At 58.6% G+C, this 16,947-nt stretch carries 16 protein-coding genes; 7 read left to right on the plus strand and 9 right to left on the minus strand.

Features of this window, described 5'->3' with window-relative positions; genetic code table 11:
* The first annotated feature begins 158 nt into the window (after nucleotides 1–158).
* The 3 genes from rpoS to SIC15_RS07755 all read left to right on the plus strand — a co-directional run bounded on the left by rpoS (nucleotide 159) and on the right by SIC15_RS07755 (nucleotide 3,771).
* Entirely contained in the window at nucleotides 159–1,154 is a 996-nt protein-coding gene (rpoS, locus tag SIC15_RS07745; RefSeq protein WP_069184534.1) for an RNA polymerase sigma factor RpoS, read from the plus strand.
* Nucleotides 1,155–1,591: 437 nt separating this feature from the next.
* Entirely contained in the window at nucleotides 1,592–2,959 is a 1,368-nt protein-coding gene (gene ltrA / locus SIC15_RS07750) for a group II intron reverse transcriptase/maturase (RefSeq protein WP_053115127.1), read from the plus strand.
* A 236-nt stretch (nucleotides 2,960–3,195) separates the two neighbouring features.
* Nucleotides 3,196–3,771 (plus strand): chalcone isomerase family protein, encoded by a 576-nt coding sequence (locus SIC15_RS07755; protein WP_291907878.1) that lies wholly within the window; start codon nucleotides 3,196–3,198, stop codon nucleotides 3,769–3,771.
* A 60-nt stretch (nucleotides 3,772–3,831) separates the two neighbouring features.
* On the opposite strand, the gene nth is transcribed toward SIC15_RS07755, so the two are convergent.
* The 8 genes from nth to metG are packed head-to-tail and all read right to left on the minus strand — an operon-like array spanning nucleotide 3,832 to nucleotide 12,102.
* Nucleotides 3,832–4,470: an endonuclease III gene (nth, locus tag SIC15_RS07760; RefSeq protein ID WP_209398120.1), complete on the minus strand. Its 639-nt coding sequence runs from the start codon at nucleotides 4,468–4,470 to the stop codon at nucleotides 3,832–3,834.
* 27 nt (nucleotides 4,471–4,497) lie between these two features.
* Nucleotides 4,498–5,214 (minus strand): electron transport complex subunit E, encoded by a 717-nt coding sequence (locus SIC15_RS07765; protein WP_412537387.1) that lies wholly within the window; start codon nucleotides 5,212–5,214, stop codon nucleotides 4,498–4,500.
* Between the two features lie 2 nt (nucleotides 5,215–5,216).
* Nucleotides 5,217–5,918 carry an electron transport complex subunit RsxG gene (gene rsxG, locus SIC15_RS07770; protein ID WP_209398116.1) on the minus strand — a complete coding sequence of 234 codons (702 nt, stop codon included), beginning with the start codon at nucleotides 5,916–5,918 and terminating at the stop codon, nucleotides 5,217–5,219.
* A 2-nt stretch (nucleotides 5,919–5,920) separates the two neighbouring features.
* Entirely contained in the window at nucleotides 5,921–6,970 is a 1,050-nt protein-coding gene (gene rsxD / locus SIC15_RS07775) for an electron transport complex subunit RsxD (RefSeq protein WP_069184539.1), read from the minus strand.
* A gap of 21 nt (nucleotides 6,971–6,991) precedes the next feature.
* A complete protein-coding gene (gene rsxC, locus SIC15_RS07780; protein WP_412537388.1) occupies nucleotides 6,992–8,839 on the minus strand; it encodes an electron transport complex subunit RsxC in 1,848 nt (615 codons plus the stop codon).
* Nucleotides 8,839–9,417, minus strand: coding sequence for an electron transport complex subunit RsxB (gene rsxB / locus SIC15_RS07785; protein WP_069184541.1), 579 nt, complete (start codon nucleotides 9,415–9,417; stop codon nucleotides 8,839–8,841). The genes rsxC and rsxB overlap by 1 nt, the downstream gene beginning before the upstream one ends.
* A 29-nt stretch (nucleotides 9,418–9,446) precedes the next feature.
* Nucleotides 9,447–10,028 (minus strand): electron transport complex subunit RsxA, encoded by a 582-nt coding sequence (gene rsxA, locus SIC15_RS07790; protein ID WP_008172856.1) that lies wholly within the window; start codon nucleotides 10,026–10,028, stop codon nucleotides 9,447–9,449.
* A 43-nt stretch (nucleotides 10,029–10,071) separates the two neighbouring features.
* Nucleotides 10,072–12,102, minus strand: a complete 2,031-nt coding sequence (metG, locus tag SIC15_RS07795; protein ID WP_412537389.1) for a methionine--tRNA ligase — start codon at nucleotides 12,100–12,102, stop codon at nucleotides 10,072–10,074.
* 197 nt (nucleotides 12,103–12,299) lie between these two features.
* Between metG and apbC the strand changes: the two genes are divergently transcribed.
* The 4 genes from apbC (at nucleotide 12,300) to SIC15_RS07815 (ending at nucleotide 16,197) form a co-directional block, all read left to right on the plus strand.
* Nucleotides 12,300–13,400: an iron-sulfur cluster carrier protein ApbC gene (gene apbC / locus SIC15_RS07800; protein WP_209398098.1), complete on the plus strand. Its 1,101-nt coding sequence runs from the start codon at nucleotides 12,300–12,302 to the stop codon at nucleotides 13,398–13,400.
* 281 nt (nucleotides 13,401–13,681) lie between these two features.
* Nucleotides 13,682–14,248: a dCTP deaminase gene (gene dcd / locus SIC15_RS07805; RefSeq protein ID WP_008172848.1), complete on the plus strand. Its 567-nt coding sequence runs from the start codon at nucleotides 13,682–13,684 to the stop codon at nucleotides 14,246–14,248.
* A complete protein-coding gene (locus tag SIC15_RS07810) occupies nucleotides 14,245–14,844 on the plus strand; it encodes a YjaG family protein (RefSeq protein ID WP_069184544.1) in 600 nt (199 codons plus the stop codon). The genes dcd and SIC15_RS07810 overlap by 4 nt, the downstream gene beginning before the upstream one ends.
* Before the next feature lie 75 nt (nucleotides 14,845–14,919).
* The gene (locus SIC15_RS07815) at nucleotides 14,920–16,197 is read left to right on the plus strand and encodes a valine--pyruvate transaminase (protein WP_412537390.1); all 1,278 of its coding nucleotides are present in this window, start codon (nucleotides 14,920–14,922) and stop codon (nucleotides 16,195–16,197) included.
* On the opposite strand, the gene SIC15_RS07820 is transcribed toward SIC15_RS07815, so the two are convergent.
* Nucleotides 16,194–16,928 (minus strand): DUF3108 domain-containing protein, encoded by a 735-nt coding sequence (locus SIC15_RS07820; RefSeq protein ID WP_412537391.1) that lies wholly within the window; start codon nucleotides 16,926–16,928, stop codon nucleotides 16,194–16,196. The two genes, SIC15_RS07815 and SIC15_RS07820, sit on opposite strands and share 4 nt — an antisense overlap.
* Nucleotides 16,929–16,947: the final 19 nt, after the last annotated feature.

A 16,947-nucleotide genomic window follows, 5' to 3' on the forward strand; every position in this document is an offset into this window, starting at 1 on the left:
ACAAAAACACCGCGTTCGCAAGAAAAACAAGAACGGTAATGGCCGTGACAGGCCGACCAACAAAATGTCCTGAAGAAAAAGCATGAAGACAAAGACGTCCGCAATAACAAGAAGTATCGGGCGAACATCCAGGATTATTGAGAGGCGGGGCAAGACAAATGTCAGCAGAGCAAGAAGACATCATCATTGATCGCGTGTCGGACATGGACGATGCCGAGGATCAATTGCTAGCAGAAGAAAAAGTCGATAAAGAGGCGACTGAAGAGGTCGCTGAAGTCGAAGAAGATTTCCCTACCCAGGGACGTTATTTCACCAGTCAAAAGCAGCTGGATGCCACTCAGCTGTACCTCAACGAAATCGGATTTTCACCGCTCCTTACGCCGGAAGAAGAAGTTTATTTTGCCCGCCTGGCGCGCAAGGGTGAGGAGTCCGGTCGCAAGCGCATGATCGAGAGCAACCTTCGCCTTGTGGTGAAGATTGCCCGTCGCTATGTGAACCGTGGTCTGACTCTGCTGGACCTGATCGAGGAAGGCAATCTTGGCCTGATCAGGGCGGTTGAGAAGTTCGACCCGGAGCGTGGCTTCCGCTTCTCCACCTACGCCACATGGTGGATTCGCCAGACCATTGAGCGGGCCATCATGAACCAGACCCGCACCATCCGACTCCCGATTCATGTGGTGAAGGAACTCAACCTCTACCTGCGTGCGGCGCGGGAACTGACCCAGAAGCTGGATCACGAACCGTCGGCCGAAGAAATCGCGAAGATGGTCGACAAGCCGGTGGCTGACGTGAAGCGCATGCTTGGTCTGAATGAGCGCGTTGCGTCCATGGATACACCCATCGGCACCGGTGGTGAAAAGTCGCTTCTGGATACGGTAGCCGACGAGGGAGCTTCAGACCCGGCGGATCTTCTGCAGGACAACAACATGTGTTCCTGCCTGGAGAAGTGGATTGATCAGCTCAGTGACAAACAGCAGGAGGTTCTCTCCCGCCGGTTTGGTCTTCGGGGCTACCCGGTCAGTACGCTGGAGGAAGTGGGGCAGGAAATCGGTCTGACCCGCGAACGTGTAAGGCAGATCCAGGTCGAGGCGCTGCGTCGTCTTCGTGAGATCCTGGAGAAGGAAGGCTTGTCCGGAAACCTGCTTTTCAAGTAAGACCCTCCTGATATTCCCATCAAAAAGCCGGCCAGGACACTCCTGGCCGGCTTTTTTGGTGCGCCCGGCATGGGCGCACTCCTGGAGGTGCAAGTCCTCCCGTGAGCTGGCCACAGCGAACGAAGTGAAGCGCAACTGCGGAAGGGTGACCGACCGTGGGGAGGAAGCGTGGAGCGTAAACCGTGAGCCGATGAACAAGAATCGGATATGAGGCACTGCCAAGCAGGGCGAGCGGGCCAAAAGCCGCGAAGCTCTTGTGGCCAAGGCGAAGTGGTGTAAATCCGGCGGTTGTGCGGCGAAGGAGTGTGTTCTTACCCGGGGAGATCTCGCCTCATGCCTGAAAGGGCGACGTGGCAACACGGAGCGAGAAGTCAGCAGAGGCCATAGTAACCGCTAACACAGGGCGAAGGGCCGAACGAGAAGGAGCGTCAAACGCCTTGTCGATGAGCACTGTACGGCATCAGATGCCCGCGCCAGCGGGGCGGATCGCGCAACGGACAGGTGAAGCCTTGCCGAAGGCGATGAGCGATGAAGCAGGACTCCCGCGACAAGAACCGGAAGGCGCAGGGCGAAGCCTGCTTGAGCAGGCGTTCGCACGAGAGAATATGCAGCGGGCATGGAAGCGCGTGAAGGCCAACAAGGGAGCGGCAGGTGTGGACGGGTTGGACATTGCCCAAACCGCGGAACACCTGCGATGGGCGTGGCCTGAGCTTCGCCAGCACCTGCTGAGCGGCGCCTACCAACCACAGCCCGTCCGTCGGGTAGGCATCCCGAAGCCGGACGGCAGTGAGCGGGAACTGGGCATCCCCACCGTCACTGATCGTCTGATTCAACAGGCACTGTTGCAAGTGCTGCAACCTCTGATTGATCCCACCTTCAGCGAGCACAGCTACGGCTTCCGCCCGGGCCGTCGGGCCCACGACGCCGTGTTGGCTGCGCAGCGTTACGCCCAACAGGGCCGCCATATCGTGGTGGACGTCGACCTGTCGAAGTTCTTCGACCGGGTCAACCACGACATCCTGATCGACCGCCTGAAGAAACGCATAAACGACCCCGGCGTTATCCGGCTGGTTCGTGCGTACCTGAACGCGGGCATCATGGACGGTGGTGTGGTCATGGATCGGCACGAGGGCACGCCGCAAGGCGGGCCATTGTCGCCGTTGTTGGCCAACGTTCTGCTGGACGAGGTGGATAAAGTGCTGGAACGCCGGGGGCACTGCTTCGCCCGTTACGCCGATGACTGCAACGTCTACGTTCGCAGCCACAAGGCGGGAGAACGGGTCATGCAGTTACTCCGCCGCTGTTATGGAAAGTTGCGTCTGGTGATTAACGAAGCCAAGAGCGCGGTGACCAGCGTGTTCGGGCGCAAGTTCCTCGGCTATGCCCTGTGGCAAGGGAGGAACGCTGAGGTTCGACGCGCGGTATCCACCAGGGCGTTACAGGCGTTCAAGCTCCGGATCCGGCAACTGACCCGGGGATCAGGGGGTCGCAGTATTGAACAGGTGGTAGAGCAACTCCGCCGATACCTGCTCGGCTGGAAAGGGTACTTCAGGCTGGCGCAAACGCCACGCATCTGGCGATCACTGGATGAGTGGATACGTCGTCGTCTGAGAATGCTCCACCTCCGGCAGTGGCGGCGGGGTAAGACGATCTACCGGGAGCTGGTCCGGTTGGGTGCCAGTTCCTGGGTGGCTGAATCTGTGGCGGCTCTGAGTCGCCGCTGGTGGCACAACAGTCGCTCTGCCATCCACAATGTCCTGACGATTGCCTACTTCGACCGGTTGGGAGTGCCGAGACTCTCGTGAACCCTCAACGTCTCGAACCGCCCGGTGCGGACCCGCATGCCGGGTGGTGTGGGAGGGGTGGAGCCTCATGGCTCCCCCCTATCCCGATTGTTTCAGGATCGCTGCAAATGAGAACCAGGTTGCGCCTTGGCCGCCAGCCTCATTGATAGAATGCCGGGACCGGGCGGGGATAAGGGTGTCGAAGTCCGGTGCACGAATGAAACACGTAAATAATAACGATCGAAAAGGAAAGGACTATGAAGAAGGCTCTTACAACCGGCTTTGCCTCCGTGCTTATGACAGCCCTGCTGTCGGCACCGGCCTCTGCGCTCACCGTAGAAGGCGTTGATGTTCCGGATACCTATTCGGCCATGGATACCGAACTGAAGCTCAATGGCGCGGGTACCCGTTCCAAGTGGTTTATGGATCTGTATGTCGGAGGCCTGTACGTCCCCGAGACCATTGATGATGGTGAGGCCGTTATCAACGCAGACGAGCCCCAGGCGATTACGCTGCATATCATTTCCGGCATGATTACCAGCGAACGGATGACCGAGGCCACGCTGGAGGGTTTCGAAGCCTCCACCGACGGCGATATGGCGTCTATCCAGGAGGATGTGGACCAGTTCATGGCGGTGTTCCAGGAAGAGATCACCGAGGGTGACGTTTTTGATCTGGTGTATCTGCCCGGCGAGGGCGTGCGGGTCCTGAAGAATGGCGAACACAAGGACACGGTTGGCGATCTGGCCTTTAAAAAAGCCCTGTTCGGAATCTGGCTGTCTGACAAGCCGGCCCAGAAGGATCTGAAGGAGAAAATGCTGGGTCAGCGATAACCGTGGCTTGGCATCTGAATCAAAAAGCCGGCGAGATGCCGGCTTTTTAATGCCCCGGGTTCAGAGGTAATCCCGTTTCTGCTTGAATTCGCAGAGGTCTTCGATGATACAGGCACCGCATTTCGGTTTACGGGCAGTGCAGGTATAGCGGCCATGCAGAATCAGCCAGTGGTGGGCGTCCAGCAGAAACTCTTTCGGAACCAGGCGCATCAACCGGTTTTCAACCTCAAGAACATTCTTGCCCGGAGCGATGCCCGTTCGGTTCGACACCCGATAGATATGGGTGTCCACCGCCATCGCCATGTGGCCGAAGGCGGTGTTGAGCACCACATTTGCAGTTTTCCGACCCACGCCTGGTAAGGCCTCAAGATCTTCCCGGCGTTCCGGTACCTGACCGCCGTGTTTTTCGATCAGCATGCGACAAGTCTTGATCACGTTTTCGGCCTTGCTGTTAAACAGGCCGATGGTCTTGATGTATTCCTTGAGACCATCAACGCCCAGGGCGAGGATGGCCTCTGGGGTGTTGGCTACCGGAAAGAGCTTGTCGGTGGCCTTGTTGACCCCCACATCCGTGGCCTGGGCCGATAGAATAACCGCTATCAGCAACTCGAACGGGCTGGAATAGTTCAGCTCGGTGGTCGGATTGGGGTTGGCTTCCTTCAGCCGGGTGAATATCTCAATGCGTTTCTGTTTGTTCATCGGCTCTCAGTCTGTTGCAACCAGGGATCAGGAAACGTTGCCGGTGACCCGGACCCGTTTGCTGCCCGCCGCTACGGGTACGGGCTCATGGGCTTTGCGGCGTTCTTCCAGATGATTATCGATCCCGTTCTTGAGGGCAATCAGCAGGCCCAGACCCACGAACGCGCCCGGGGGGAGGATCATGAACAGCATGTCCGGGTAGTTTTCGAAGGGGCGTACCACCCAGTCAGCAGCAACGGGGCCGAGGAGCAGGTGCATGTCGACAAACAGAGTGCCCTGTCCGATCAATTCCCGAAGGCCTCCGAGAACCACCAGAACCGCCAGAAAACCGAGGCCCATCATGGCGCCGTCCAACAGTGCCGGAAGTGGTGGGTTCCTCGAGGCGAAGGCGTCGGCCCGGCCCAGGATGGCACAGTTGGTGACAATCAGCGGAATGAAGATGCCAAGAATCAGGTACAGCTCGTAGGTAAAGGCCTGCATCAGCAACTCTGCGCAGGTCACGAACGAGGCGATGATCATCACGAACGCGGGCAGGCGAACTGACTCGCTCACGAAATTGCGAATGAGCGACACCGCGAGATTGGATCCCATGAGTACCATGAGTGTGGCCAGGCCCAGGCCGATGGCGTTAACAACGGTACTGGTCACGGCCAGAAGAGGGCAGAGCCCAAGCACCTGGACGAGGGCAGGGTTATTGTCCCAGAGCCCGTCCCGGACGATTTCGCTGGATGATTTGGTTGCCATGATCAGGAATGCTCCGTATTGGACGATTCGCCGGCAATTGCTTCAGGGTTCAGGATGCTATCTCTTGGTGACGGCTCTTCATTGAGCCGTTCCCGGATAGTCTGACGATTTTCCCGGAAGTAGATCAGTGCTTTCTGAACCGCTTTCACCACAGCCCTAGGTGTGATGGTGGCGCCGGTGAACTGATCGAACTCTCCACCATTCTTTTTAACGTTCCACTCCCGGTGGGGCGGCTTGCCCAGGGACCGGCCATCAAAGCTCTTGATCCAGTCGGATTTCCGGGTCTCGATCTGGTCTCCCAGCCCCGGCGTTTCTTTATGATTGGTTACCCGTACGCCAAGGATAGTACCCTGCATGTTGACGCCCACCAGCAGATGTATTTTGCCAGAGTACCCGTCCGGGGCCACCACGGGCATGATCATGCCAATGGGGCGATCATTCTGTCTCGCCACCCAGACGGTCAGCGGACCGGGTTGCGCTAGCCGCTCACTGGCGGGTAGCTGCACCGTGTCCCTGAGCAGGTCGTTATTGTGCTGGCTCTCCGGAATGATCTCGTAGAGGGCCTGGGCTTCGGCACGAGCCGCCTGCTCACGAATGCGCTCTTCGGTAGCCACCTGGGTCACGGCGATGGTGCCACCGGTGATAACGGCGAACAAGCCGAGCCCGATGGCACTGCGACGGATGGACTGTGCAACTGCAGCCATGATTATCCCTGACTCCCCGGCACACCCCGACGGGCCTTGTGATGCCCGTATGTCCGCGGGGGTGTGTAATGATCAATGAACGGTACCGCAAAATTCATGAGCAGAACGCTGAACGCCACGGCGTCCGGATAATTGCCCCAGGTACGAATCAGGTAGATCAGGATGCCTATCCCGGCCCCGTAGATCAGTTTGCCCTGGTGGCTGGTAGCGGCCGAAACCGGATCGGTGGCAATAAAGAACGCACCCAGCATGGTTCCGCCTGCCAGCAGATGCAGTGAAAGCGGCGTATAGAGGTCGGCATTATTGCCAAAAGCCAGGCTCATTACGATCAGGCCGCCGAGAAACCCCGCTGGAATGTGCCAGCTGATAATGCGAAGGCCGATGAGCAGCAAGCCTCCGGCCAGGAATGCCGCATTGACCCACTCCCACCCTTTGGCGATGCCCTCTCCAAACGTCGGGTGGTTGAGAACCTCGACCGCAGTGTGGGTGGTGATCTTGTGTTTGTATTCATCAAGCGGTGTGGCCATGGTCCAGCCATCGACCGCTGTTTGCTGGCCCGAGGCAATGGTTGCCAGTGTCTCACCAAAGCCGGGCGCTCCGTCCCAGAGCATGGCAGGTTCCGCCCAGTTCGTGGTCATGGCCACCGGAAACGAGACCAGAACCAGGGCGTAGCCGACCATGGCGGGGTTGAACGGATTTGAGCCCAGCCCCCCATACAGTTGCTTGGCCACAACGATGGCTGAAATCACCGCAACGGCTGAGACCCACCAGGGCGCGAACTGAGGCAGTGACAGGCCCAGCAGAAGGCCGGTGACGGCGGCGGTGTTGTCCTTGATAAAGAACGCGACTGGCTTCTTTCTGAGCTTGAGCAGGGCAGCTTCGGAAGCGATGGCAACGGCGATACAGAAGACCACATTGATCAGGTTGCCCCAGCCAAAAAACAACGTCTGTGCCAACAGGCCAGGCAAGGCCGCAATAAGCACCCATAACATCACGCGGGATGTTGGCCGGGCACTGTGTGCGTGGGGCGATGACTGCTGAACGAATGCCATGGGTGTGGTGCCTGATCTCGGTTAGTGGGTTGGCTGGGATTCGGTTGCACCGGCGGCCAGCTGCTGTCTGGCTTCAGCCAGGGCTTCTTCAGCACGTTTTACCCGGTCGTGGTTTTTGGCTACGGCCCGCTCCAGTTTCTCCACGTTGTCCGCCTGCTGGGCTTTGGCGTCATCGAGCATGCCCTGCATGGTTTCCAGTTTCGACTGAGCCTGGCTCAACTGTTTTTCAAGGGCCTCGATATCCGGCTTTTGCTCTGCAGACGGGGCACTGGGGGCCGGCTGCGCGCTGGGGGCAGGCGGCTGAGATGCCTCAGCCTTTGCCTTCTTGCGGGCCAGGGCCTGTTCGACCAGCGCCGACTTGGCGGCCCGCTCATCAACCGCTGCACCCTCTGCAGCCGCTTTTTCTGCTTCAGCCTGCTTCTTGGCTGCCGCTTCGGCAGCGGCCTTCGCACGTTCCTGGCGCCTCAGTTCTTTCTCCTGCTGTTCCCGCTCGAGGCGGGCCTGGCGGGCTTCGAAGCGCTCGCGAGCCCTGTCTGCCTTGAGCTGTTCCGCCTGTTGGGCACGGATCTCGCCCTTGGCGAATCGATAGTACTGAACCAGTGGAATGGAACTCGGGCAAACGTAGGAGCAAGCTCCGCATTCAATGCAGTCGAACAGGTTCAGGTGCTCCGCCTTTTCAAACTCGGTAGCCTTGGCATGCCAGAACAACTGTTGTGGCAGGAGTTCCATCGGGCAGGCTTCGGCGCACTGGCCACAACGGATGCAGGGCTGTTCAGGGGGCGGTGCCGGCAATTCGGCTGCAGTTGCAGCGATCACACAGTTGGTGGTTTTGATCACCGGTACCGCTTCCGTTGTCAGCGTGTAGCCCATCATGGGCCCGCCAAGCACAAGACGGCTAACGGCGTTCTGGTTAACGCCGGCCTGCTCCAGCAGGTGTTCAATCGGCGTGCCAATGAGAGCTTCGAAATTACCCGGTTCCCGGACGGCTTCCCCGGTAATGGTCACCACACGGGAGATCAGCGGTGTTCCTTCGAAAACCGCCTTTGCCACGGCCACTGCGGTTCCAATGTTCTGGCACATCACGCCAATATCGGCTGGAATGCCGCCGCTGGGTACTTCCATGCCGGTCAGAATCTGGATCAGCTGTTTCTCGCCACCTGAGGGATACTTGGTGGGAATAACGGCCATTTCGGTCTGTGTGCCTTCGGTGGCTTTTTTAAGTGCGGCAATGGCTTCCGGCTTGTTGTCCTCGATGCCGATCACGCAGCGTTCGGGGCGCAGAATCCAGGCCATGATTTTCAGGCCGGCAACCACTTCTTCGGCCTTTTCCCGCATGGTCATGTCGTCGGCGGTGATGTAGGGCTCGCATTCCGCACCGTTCAGGATGAGCGTGCCTACCTTGCGGTCCCGTGGTGGCCGGAGCTTGATGTTCGTGGGAAAACCGGCGCCACCCATGCCGGAGATGCCGGCGTCACGGATGATCTGCAGAACCTGGTCTCGTTCCAGGGAACGATAGTCCTTTATGGGATTGCGCTGGCACCACTGGTCTTCACCATCCGATTTCAGGGTGATGCACCGGTCCGTCATACCCGAGGGGTGGGGAACAGGAAGGTCGGCAATGCTCTCAATCACCCCGGATGTTGGCGCGTGTACAGGGACGCCCATGCCCGTTTTCACATCGGCAATTTTCTGGCCCTTCAATACCCGCTCGCCGACCTCAACAATGGCTTCGGCGGGCTCGCCGATGTGCTGCTGAAGGGGCAGAACCAGATAGTCAGGAACGCTGGCGCTGCGAATCGGACGGGCGGTGGAAATGGCTTTGTGTTCCGGAGGGTGAATGCCGCCGGAAAAGTCCCAGAGTTGAGTCATCAGGCGCTGGCTCCCTGGCGATCGGTGGCAATGAGGCCGGATTTCGGCGGTGTCCAGGTCCAGGTGCGTATATCCTGTTCAACCGTCACCATGTCGATGCAATCCACAGGACAGGGATCAACACACAGATCGCAGCCGGTGCATTCGCTTTCAATCACCGTGTGCATGTGCTTTGCGGCTCCCAGAATGGCATCCACGGGGCAGGCCTGGATGCACTTTGTGCAACCGATGCACTCGTCTTCGCGAATCACGGCAACTCGCTTGACCTGTTCAACGCCATGCTCGGCATCCAGTGGCTCTGGCTCTACATCCAGCAGGTCGGCCAGTGCCTTGATAGTGGACTCGCCGCCTGGCGGGCACTTATTGATGGGGCCGCCCTCGGCGATGGATTCGGCATAGGGACGGCATCCGGGATAGCCGCACTGGCCGCACTGGGTCTGGGGCAGAAGGGCATCAATCTGATCGACCAGGGGATTGCCTTCGACCCGGAATCGTTCAGCGGCAAATCCAAGCAAACCGCCGAAAATCACGGCGAGGGCCAGAAGAACCACAACGGCAACAAGAACGCTTGTCCACATAACCCGTTACTCCTAATCCCGTCAGCCGGTCACACGCTGACCAGGCCGCCAAAGCCCAGGAAAGCCAGAGCCATCAGCCCGGCCGTAACAAGGCCGATAGCTGCACCCCGAAACGCAACCGGAACATCGGCCACGGCGATGCGCTCACGCATGGCGGCAAACAGCACCAGAACCATGGAAAAGCCCGCTGCTGCGCCAAAGCCATACAAAACCGATTCAACGAAGTTGTTGTTCTTGTTGATGTTCAGAAGGGCAACGCCGAGCACCGCGCAGTTCGTGGTGATCAGCGGAAGGAAAATACCCAGCACCCGATAGAGCAACGGGCTTGTCTTGCGAACCACCATTTCGGTGAACTGCACCACCACGGCAATCACCAGAATGAACGTGATGGTTCTCAGAAACGCCAGGTCCAGCGGCTCAAGCAGATAGGTGTAGGCAAGGTAACTGCAAACCGACGCCAGGGTCAGCACGAAGGTGGTAGCCAGGGACATACCCATGGCCGTTTCCAGCTTTCCGGACACACCCATGAACGGGCACAGGCCCAGAAACTGAACCAGCACAAAATTGTTCACCAGAATGGTGCTGACCAGAATCAGCAGATATTCCGTCATTTACCTTGCTCCATTGGCCCCTGCCAGCTCTGCCAGGTCGCCCTTACATGACCCGCATGCCGGGGGTGGCGCCGGAATCCGGGGACAGTATGAAGATGTCCTTGCCGCCGGGGCCGGCCGCCAGAACCATGCCCTCGGACATCCCGAACTTCATCTTCCGTGGCTTGAGGTTAGCGACCATCACCGTCAGGCGCCCCTCGAGTTCTTCCGGATTGTAGGCTGACTTGATACCAGCAAACACGTTGCGCTCGCCATGCCCTACGTCAAGGGTGAGGCGAAGAAGCTTGTCGGCGCCGTCCACATGCTCGGCTTTGACAATTTTAACCACCCGAAGATCCACTTTCGCGAAATCGCCAAATTCTATTTCATCTGCGATCGGCTCCAGATTGGCAGCAGGCGCCGGTTTGCCGGTCGCTGCAGGCAATTCCTCCTTGGAGGCGTCCAGCATTTTCTCGATCTGGGCCATGTCCACGCGGTTCATCAGCGGTTTGAACTTGTTGATACCGTGGTTTTCCAGGCGCTCGCCGCGGTTGTTCCAGTCCAGCGGCGCATTCAGGAACGTCTCGGACGCCTTGGCAGTTTCCGGCAGTACCGGCGCCAGATAGGTCATCAGAAGGTGGAACATGTTGATGGCGTTGGTACAGATAGCCTGCAGGTTCTCGTCCTGGCCTTCCTGCTTGGCAATCACCCAGGGCTGCTCGTCGTTGACATACTGGTTGGCAATGTCCGCCAGTTCCATGATCCGGCGCATCGCGCGGCCAAATTCGCGGGTCTCGTAGAATTCCTCGATTTCCTTGCCGGCTTCGATGAATTCTTTCAGTTTGGCGTGCTCGGTCACGCGGCCAAGCTGGCCGTCAAAGCGCTTGGTAATGAAACCGGCGCTGCGGCTGGCAATGTTGACCACCTTGCCCACCAGATCCGAGTTCACCCGCGCCGCAAAATCTTCCAGGTTCAGGTCCATGTCATCCACGCTGCCGGTCAGCTTGGCGGCGAAGTAGTAGCGCAGGTATTCCGGGTTCAGATGGTCCAGGTAGGTGCGGGCCATGATGAAGGTGCCCCGGGACTTGGACATCTTCTTGCCGTTGACCGTCACAAAGCCGTGGGCCCAGACGGCGGTTGGAGTGCGGAAGCCGGCATCGTGCAGCATCGACGGCCAGAACAGCGCGTGGAAGTTGATGATGTCCTTGCCGATGAAGTGGTAGACCTCAGCGGTGGAATCGGCCTTCCAGAAGTGCTCGAAATCGATGCCTTCCCGGTTGCAGAGGTTCTTGAAGCTCGCCAGGTAACCGATCGGCGCGTCCAGCCAGACATAGAAGTACTTGCCCGGAGCGTCCGGAATCTCGAAACCGAAGTAGGGCGCATCACGGCTGATGTCCCATTCCTGCAGACCGGCGTCCAGCCATTCAGCCAGCTTGTTGGCCACCTGCGGCTGCAGCGTACCGCTGCGGGTCCACTTGGCGAGGAAATCCTGGAAATCCGGCAGCTTGAAGAAATAGTGCTCGGATTCCTTCTCGATCGGTGTGGCTCCGGAGACCGCCGAGCGCGGATTGATCAGCTCGGCCGGCGTGTAGGTGGCGCCACAGGCCTCACAGTTATCACCGTACTGGTCCTCGGTCTTGCACTTGGGGCAGGTGCCCTTGATGAAGCGATCCGCCAGGAACATGTTCTTTTCCGGATCGTAGGATTGGGTGATCTTGCGCGTGGCAATGTGCCCGTTTTCCTGGAGCTGACGGTAAATGTATTCCGAGAACTGACGATTCTCCTCGGAGTGGGTGGTGTAATAGTTGTCGAAGCGGATATGGAACCCGGCGAAATCTTCCTGGTGCTCCTCACGGATCCGGTCGATCAACTGCTCAGAGGTAATACCTTCCCGCTCGGCCCGCAGCATGATGGCGGTGCCATGGGCATCGTCGGCGCAAACGTAGTAACAGTTCTGGCCCCGCATCTTCTGGTAGCGCACCCAGATATCGGTCTGAATGTATTCCAGCAGGTGCCCCAGGTGGATAGGGCCGTTGGCGTACGGCAGGGCGCTGGTAACCAGAATATCGCGCTGTTGCTTGCTCGCTTGCGTCATGGTGATGTCCGAACCTTATGTTGACACGGGTTGGAAAAACAAAACGGGGACTGGCGGCTGTCTTGATTGATTGCCCCAGATAAAGACCCCATATGGTCAGAAACGGGCACAGATGATACCTTCCGAGCAGATAATTTTCACCCGAATCACCTGTTTCCGTGCTTAAAATCGAGCATGAGCTTATTCCGGAGAACCCGATGACACAGATTTCAGAGCAGGCCCTGCAAGCAGCGGTTCGCGAGTACCGCGATCCCTACCTCAACAAGGACCTCTACGAACTGGGTGCCGTTAAATCCCTCAACGCCGACGACAACGGGAACGTCACCCTCATGGTCGAGCTGCCATACCCCTCGAAAGGCATCGCAGGAGCCCTGAAACAGCTGGTTGGTAACGCCCTGGAAGACGTCGATGGTGTCGAGAATGTGGACGTCCACGTGGACCAGAAAATCCACTCCTACAAAGTCCAGAAAGACCTGCCCTCGGTCCCCGGCGTGAAAAATATCATCGCCGTCGCCTCCGGCAAGGGCGGTGTCGGCAAATCCACCACCGCCGTCAACCTGGCTCTGGCTCTCCAGGCCGAAGGTGCACGGGTCGGCATCCTCGACGCCGACATCTACGGCCCCAGCATCGGCATGATGCTCGGCGTGCCTGAAGGTAAACGCCCGGATACCCGCGAAAACAAATACTTCGTCCCCATGGACGCCCACGGACTCCAGGCCAACTCCATGGCCTTCGTCGTCACCGAGAAAACCCCCATGGTCTGGCGCGGCCCCATGGTCAGCGGCGCCGTGATGCAACTGCTGCAGCAAACCCTCTGGAACGAACTCGACTACCTCATTGTCGACATGCCCCCCGGCACCGGCGACATCCAGCTCACCCTGGCCCAGAAAGTCCCGGTAACCGGCGCCGTCATCGTCACCACACCCCAGGACATCGCCCTGCTGGACGGCAAGAAAGGCATCGAAATGTTCCGCAAAGTCGACATCCCGGTGCTTGGCGTGGTCGAAAACATGAGCGTCCACATCTGCAGCAACTGCGGCCACGAAGAACCCCTCTTCGGCCACGGCGGCGGCGAACGCATTGCTGAGGAGTACGACACCACACTCCTCGGCCAGTTGCCCCTGCATATGACCATTCGCGAACAGACCGATGGCGGCACCCCCTCGGTAATTGCCGAACCGGACTCCGAAGTGGCCCGTCGTTACCGCGACATCGCGAGAAGAGTAGGGGCCGAGCTCTCGACCCGCGAGCGGAACCTCTCCGGTTCGATCTCAAGTGTTTCCGTGACCGAGCACTGAGGCGCTGCGCAGAACTGCGGCGGTTAACTCACTGGCTTGATCACGGCCGCAGGGGCAGCCTTCCAAAAATGTCGAAGGCCATGGATGGCCTTCGCCAAGCGCACATGGATGTGCTCGTAGCGTTTTTTGGAAGGCTGCCCCTGTGGGCGTAGCCCGCCAATGGTGAAGTCCTGAATAACAGTCGCAGCCCCCTTAAGGCGGAAACTCCGTGGGCTTCGACAGACCCCGAGTGAACAGGTAAACTACGCCCCAATTTTCCCAGTGGATACGAGACTTCGCCAATGAGCATCAAATCCGACAAGTGGATTCGCCGGATGTCCGAACAACACGGCATGATCGAACCGTTCGAAAGCGGACAGGTTCGTGAAACCGAAAAAGGCCGCGTGATCTCCTACGGCACCTCCAGCTACGGCTACGACGTACGCTGCAGCAACGAATTCAAAATCTTCACCAACGTCCACTCCGCCACCGTGGACCCGAAGAACTTCGACGAAAACAGCTTCGTCAACTACACCGGCGACGTCTGCATCATCCCGCCGAACTCCTTTGCACTGGCTCGCACCGTTGAATACTTCCGCATCCCGCGAAGCGTCCTGACCATCTGCCTGGGCAAGTCCACCTATGCTCGTTGCGGGATCATTGTCAACGTAACCCCGCTGGAGCCGGAATGGGAAGGCCAGGTAACCCTGGAGTTTTCCAACACTACCAACCTCCCGGCCAAGATCTACGCCAACGAAGGCGTGGCCCAGATGCTGTTCTTCGAATCTGACGAAATCTGTGAAACCAGCTACAAGGATCGCGGCGGCAAGTACCTCGGCCAGACCGGCGTGACCCTGCCCAGGACATGAACGCCAATCAGTTCCTGAAAGCCGTCTCACAACTGCAGGGCTGGCGCGAATGCGCCTTCCTGCTCGCTCTGGCTGAGCGCTCATTCCCGAATTACGCGTTGTTTTCCGACGCCATGGGCCTGAAAACCGGTGCCAAAATGCGCCAGCTTCTGGATCTGGGCTGGGACATGCTTCAGAAAGACGTCTCGGAATCCGCCATTCCCCAGTTACTTGCGAAACTGGAAACCCTGTCGCCAGACGTCGAAGCCTATGATGCCTATGGCGTTTACCCGGCCTTCGACTTCTGTCAGCTACTGGAGCAGGCCCTGCTGAACCGGCTCAACCCGGCCAAGCACCGGGCCACCGATGCCTCGCAAATGGCTACCGGAACCGTGATGAACTTTATTGAGCTGTCGGAGGGCGAGGATCTGGAGGAGGACGAACTTGTTCGTTTGCTTGATCACCATCCGCTGATGAAGGAAGACAAAACCTTCCAGCGGGACCTGATCCTGGCTCTGAAACGCCAGCGTACGCCAACCGATCAGTTTGTGGCCCGGCTTCGGGAAGACGCCGCCAACGAGGGCGTCAGTAACCTCGGTATCTCGCTCAGCGAATAAACGCAGGGTGAAGAAGCAAGCTACACTTCCGGTAGTACTCCTTATTCTCAGATTAGGTCAGATGGATTTAACCCCATGAAACTCTCTGCTTTTGGTCGCAAGTTCACCGCCGATGCCGGTATCACGTCCCTGATGGATGACCTGGGTAACGCCATGGCATCCGGAGATGACATGATCATGATGGGTGGCGGTAATCCAGGGCACATTCCCGAGATTCAGCAGCGGGTGCAGGAAATTCTGGCCGATATGAGTCGTAGTGAGGGTGACGTTCGCCGTTTGGTCGGCATCTACGATCCGCCCCAGGGTGAAAAACAGTTTATCGCCTCGCTCGCCGAACTGCTTAACCAGGAATACGGCTGGGGGTTGAAGCCCGAGAATATTGCCCTGACCAACGGCAGTCAGGCGGCTTTCTTCATGCTGTTCAACATGTTTGGCGGCGATTATGGCGAAGGACAACGCAAGCATATCCTGTTGCCACTGGCCCCCGAGTATATCGGCTACGCCGACGCTGGCATCGAACCGGGACTGTTTCACGCGGTTCAGCCGGACATCTCCTTCACCGATGCCCACGAATTCAAGTATCGGGTGGATTTTGATGCGGTGGAGGTTACCGGAGAAACCGGCGCCATCTGTGTGTCGCGGCCAACCAATCCCACTGGCAATGTTGTAACTGATGAGGAGCTTGCACGGCTCGAAAAGCTTGCCCGGCAGCACGATGTTCCGCTGATCGTTGACGGAGCCTACGGCACGCCCTTCCCGAGCTTGTTGTTCGTTGATGCAACGCCGACCTGGAACGACCAGATTATCCTCTGTCTGAGCCTTTCGAAGCTGGGTTTGCCGGCGGCGAGGACCGGTATCGTGATTGCGGCCGAGCCCGTGATCAAGGCGCTTTCCGGTATCAACGCCATCATGAATCTGGCGACTGGCAGCTTTGGTGCCATGCTGGCGGAGCCGCTGGTTCGCTCCGGTGAGATCCTGTCCCTGAGCCGGGATGTGGTTTGCCCCTTCTACAAGGCGAAGATGGAGCGGGCGGTGGCGGCTTTCCGGGAGGCCATGGGTGAGGACAGCTGCCGCTGGTACGTCCACAAACCCGAAGGCGCCATGTTCCTGTGGCTCTGGTTCCCGGACCTGCCGATTACCAGCCTGGAACTGTACCAGAGGCTGAAAAGCCGGGGTGTCCTGGTGGTTTCCGGGCATTATTTCTTCCCGGGGTTGCCCGAGGATGGCTGGAGGCACCGGCACGAGTGCCTGCGCGTTACCTATTCACAGGACGACGACCGGGTCGCCGAAGGTCTTCGGATCATTGCTGATGAGGTCAAGGCGGTGTGGCGGGAGGCCGGGCGCAGCGTCTAGCGCTCGAACTCCGCTTCCTTGAGTTTCAGCTCGTAGGTGCTGCCGTCCGGCTCCACCTGTCTGAGCCGGACGAGCAGGTAATTCTGCTCCGGCGAAAACCACATCAGGGTCTGGCGCTTCGAGTCCTCGCGGACCTTCTCTGCCTTGAGTGTGCTTCTCTGTTTGCTGCCCGTGTTTATCTTCTCGCCGTTGATCACCGCGAAGCGATCGGTATCTATGGAGTTGCCGTCCAGCACCCGATAGGTCATATCCCGCTCGCCGTTCTTGATGTCCTGATGCAGCTGAAGCTGATAACCCAGCGGGTCCAGAAGCCCTTCCTCAAGTGGTAGTTCAAAGCGCTTGCCCTTGTATTCCCCGCTTGCGACGCCTGCGGACCAGTCAAAGTCGATCGATTGCTTTCGGTCGCTGATCAGAAAACCGGATAGTCGGTACCGGTATCGCATGGGTATGACGTGTCCGTCCTCCCAGCGGAATACGAGCGATTCGTCGATACTCACGATAAAGGAATCGACATCCGTCCGGTAAAGCCAGATGTCGTTGCCCTGGGAGGTAAGTGTGCGCTTTGCAGTACCATTGAGGGAGAGCCCCTTTTCCATGGCTGCGGTGTAGCTGGCCTCGAAAGGGCTCAGGTCGGCTTCAGTCTGTGCGTGCAGATTGGCCGGCCCGGCCAGAATGCCGAGGCAGGCCAGCAAGACCGCTAAGCCTGCTCTGGTGAGTCGTCGTGAAAGCATCTTGTCATTCCCGAACCAT

The sequence above is a fragment of the Marinobacter sp. MIT932201 genome (genome assembly GCF_047123295.1).
Lineage (GTDB): Bacteria > Pseudomonadota > Gammaproteobacteria > Pseudomonadales > Oleiphilaceae > Marinobacter > Marinobacter salsuginis.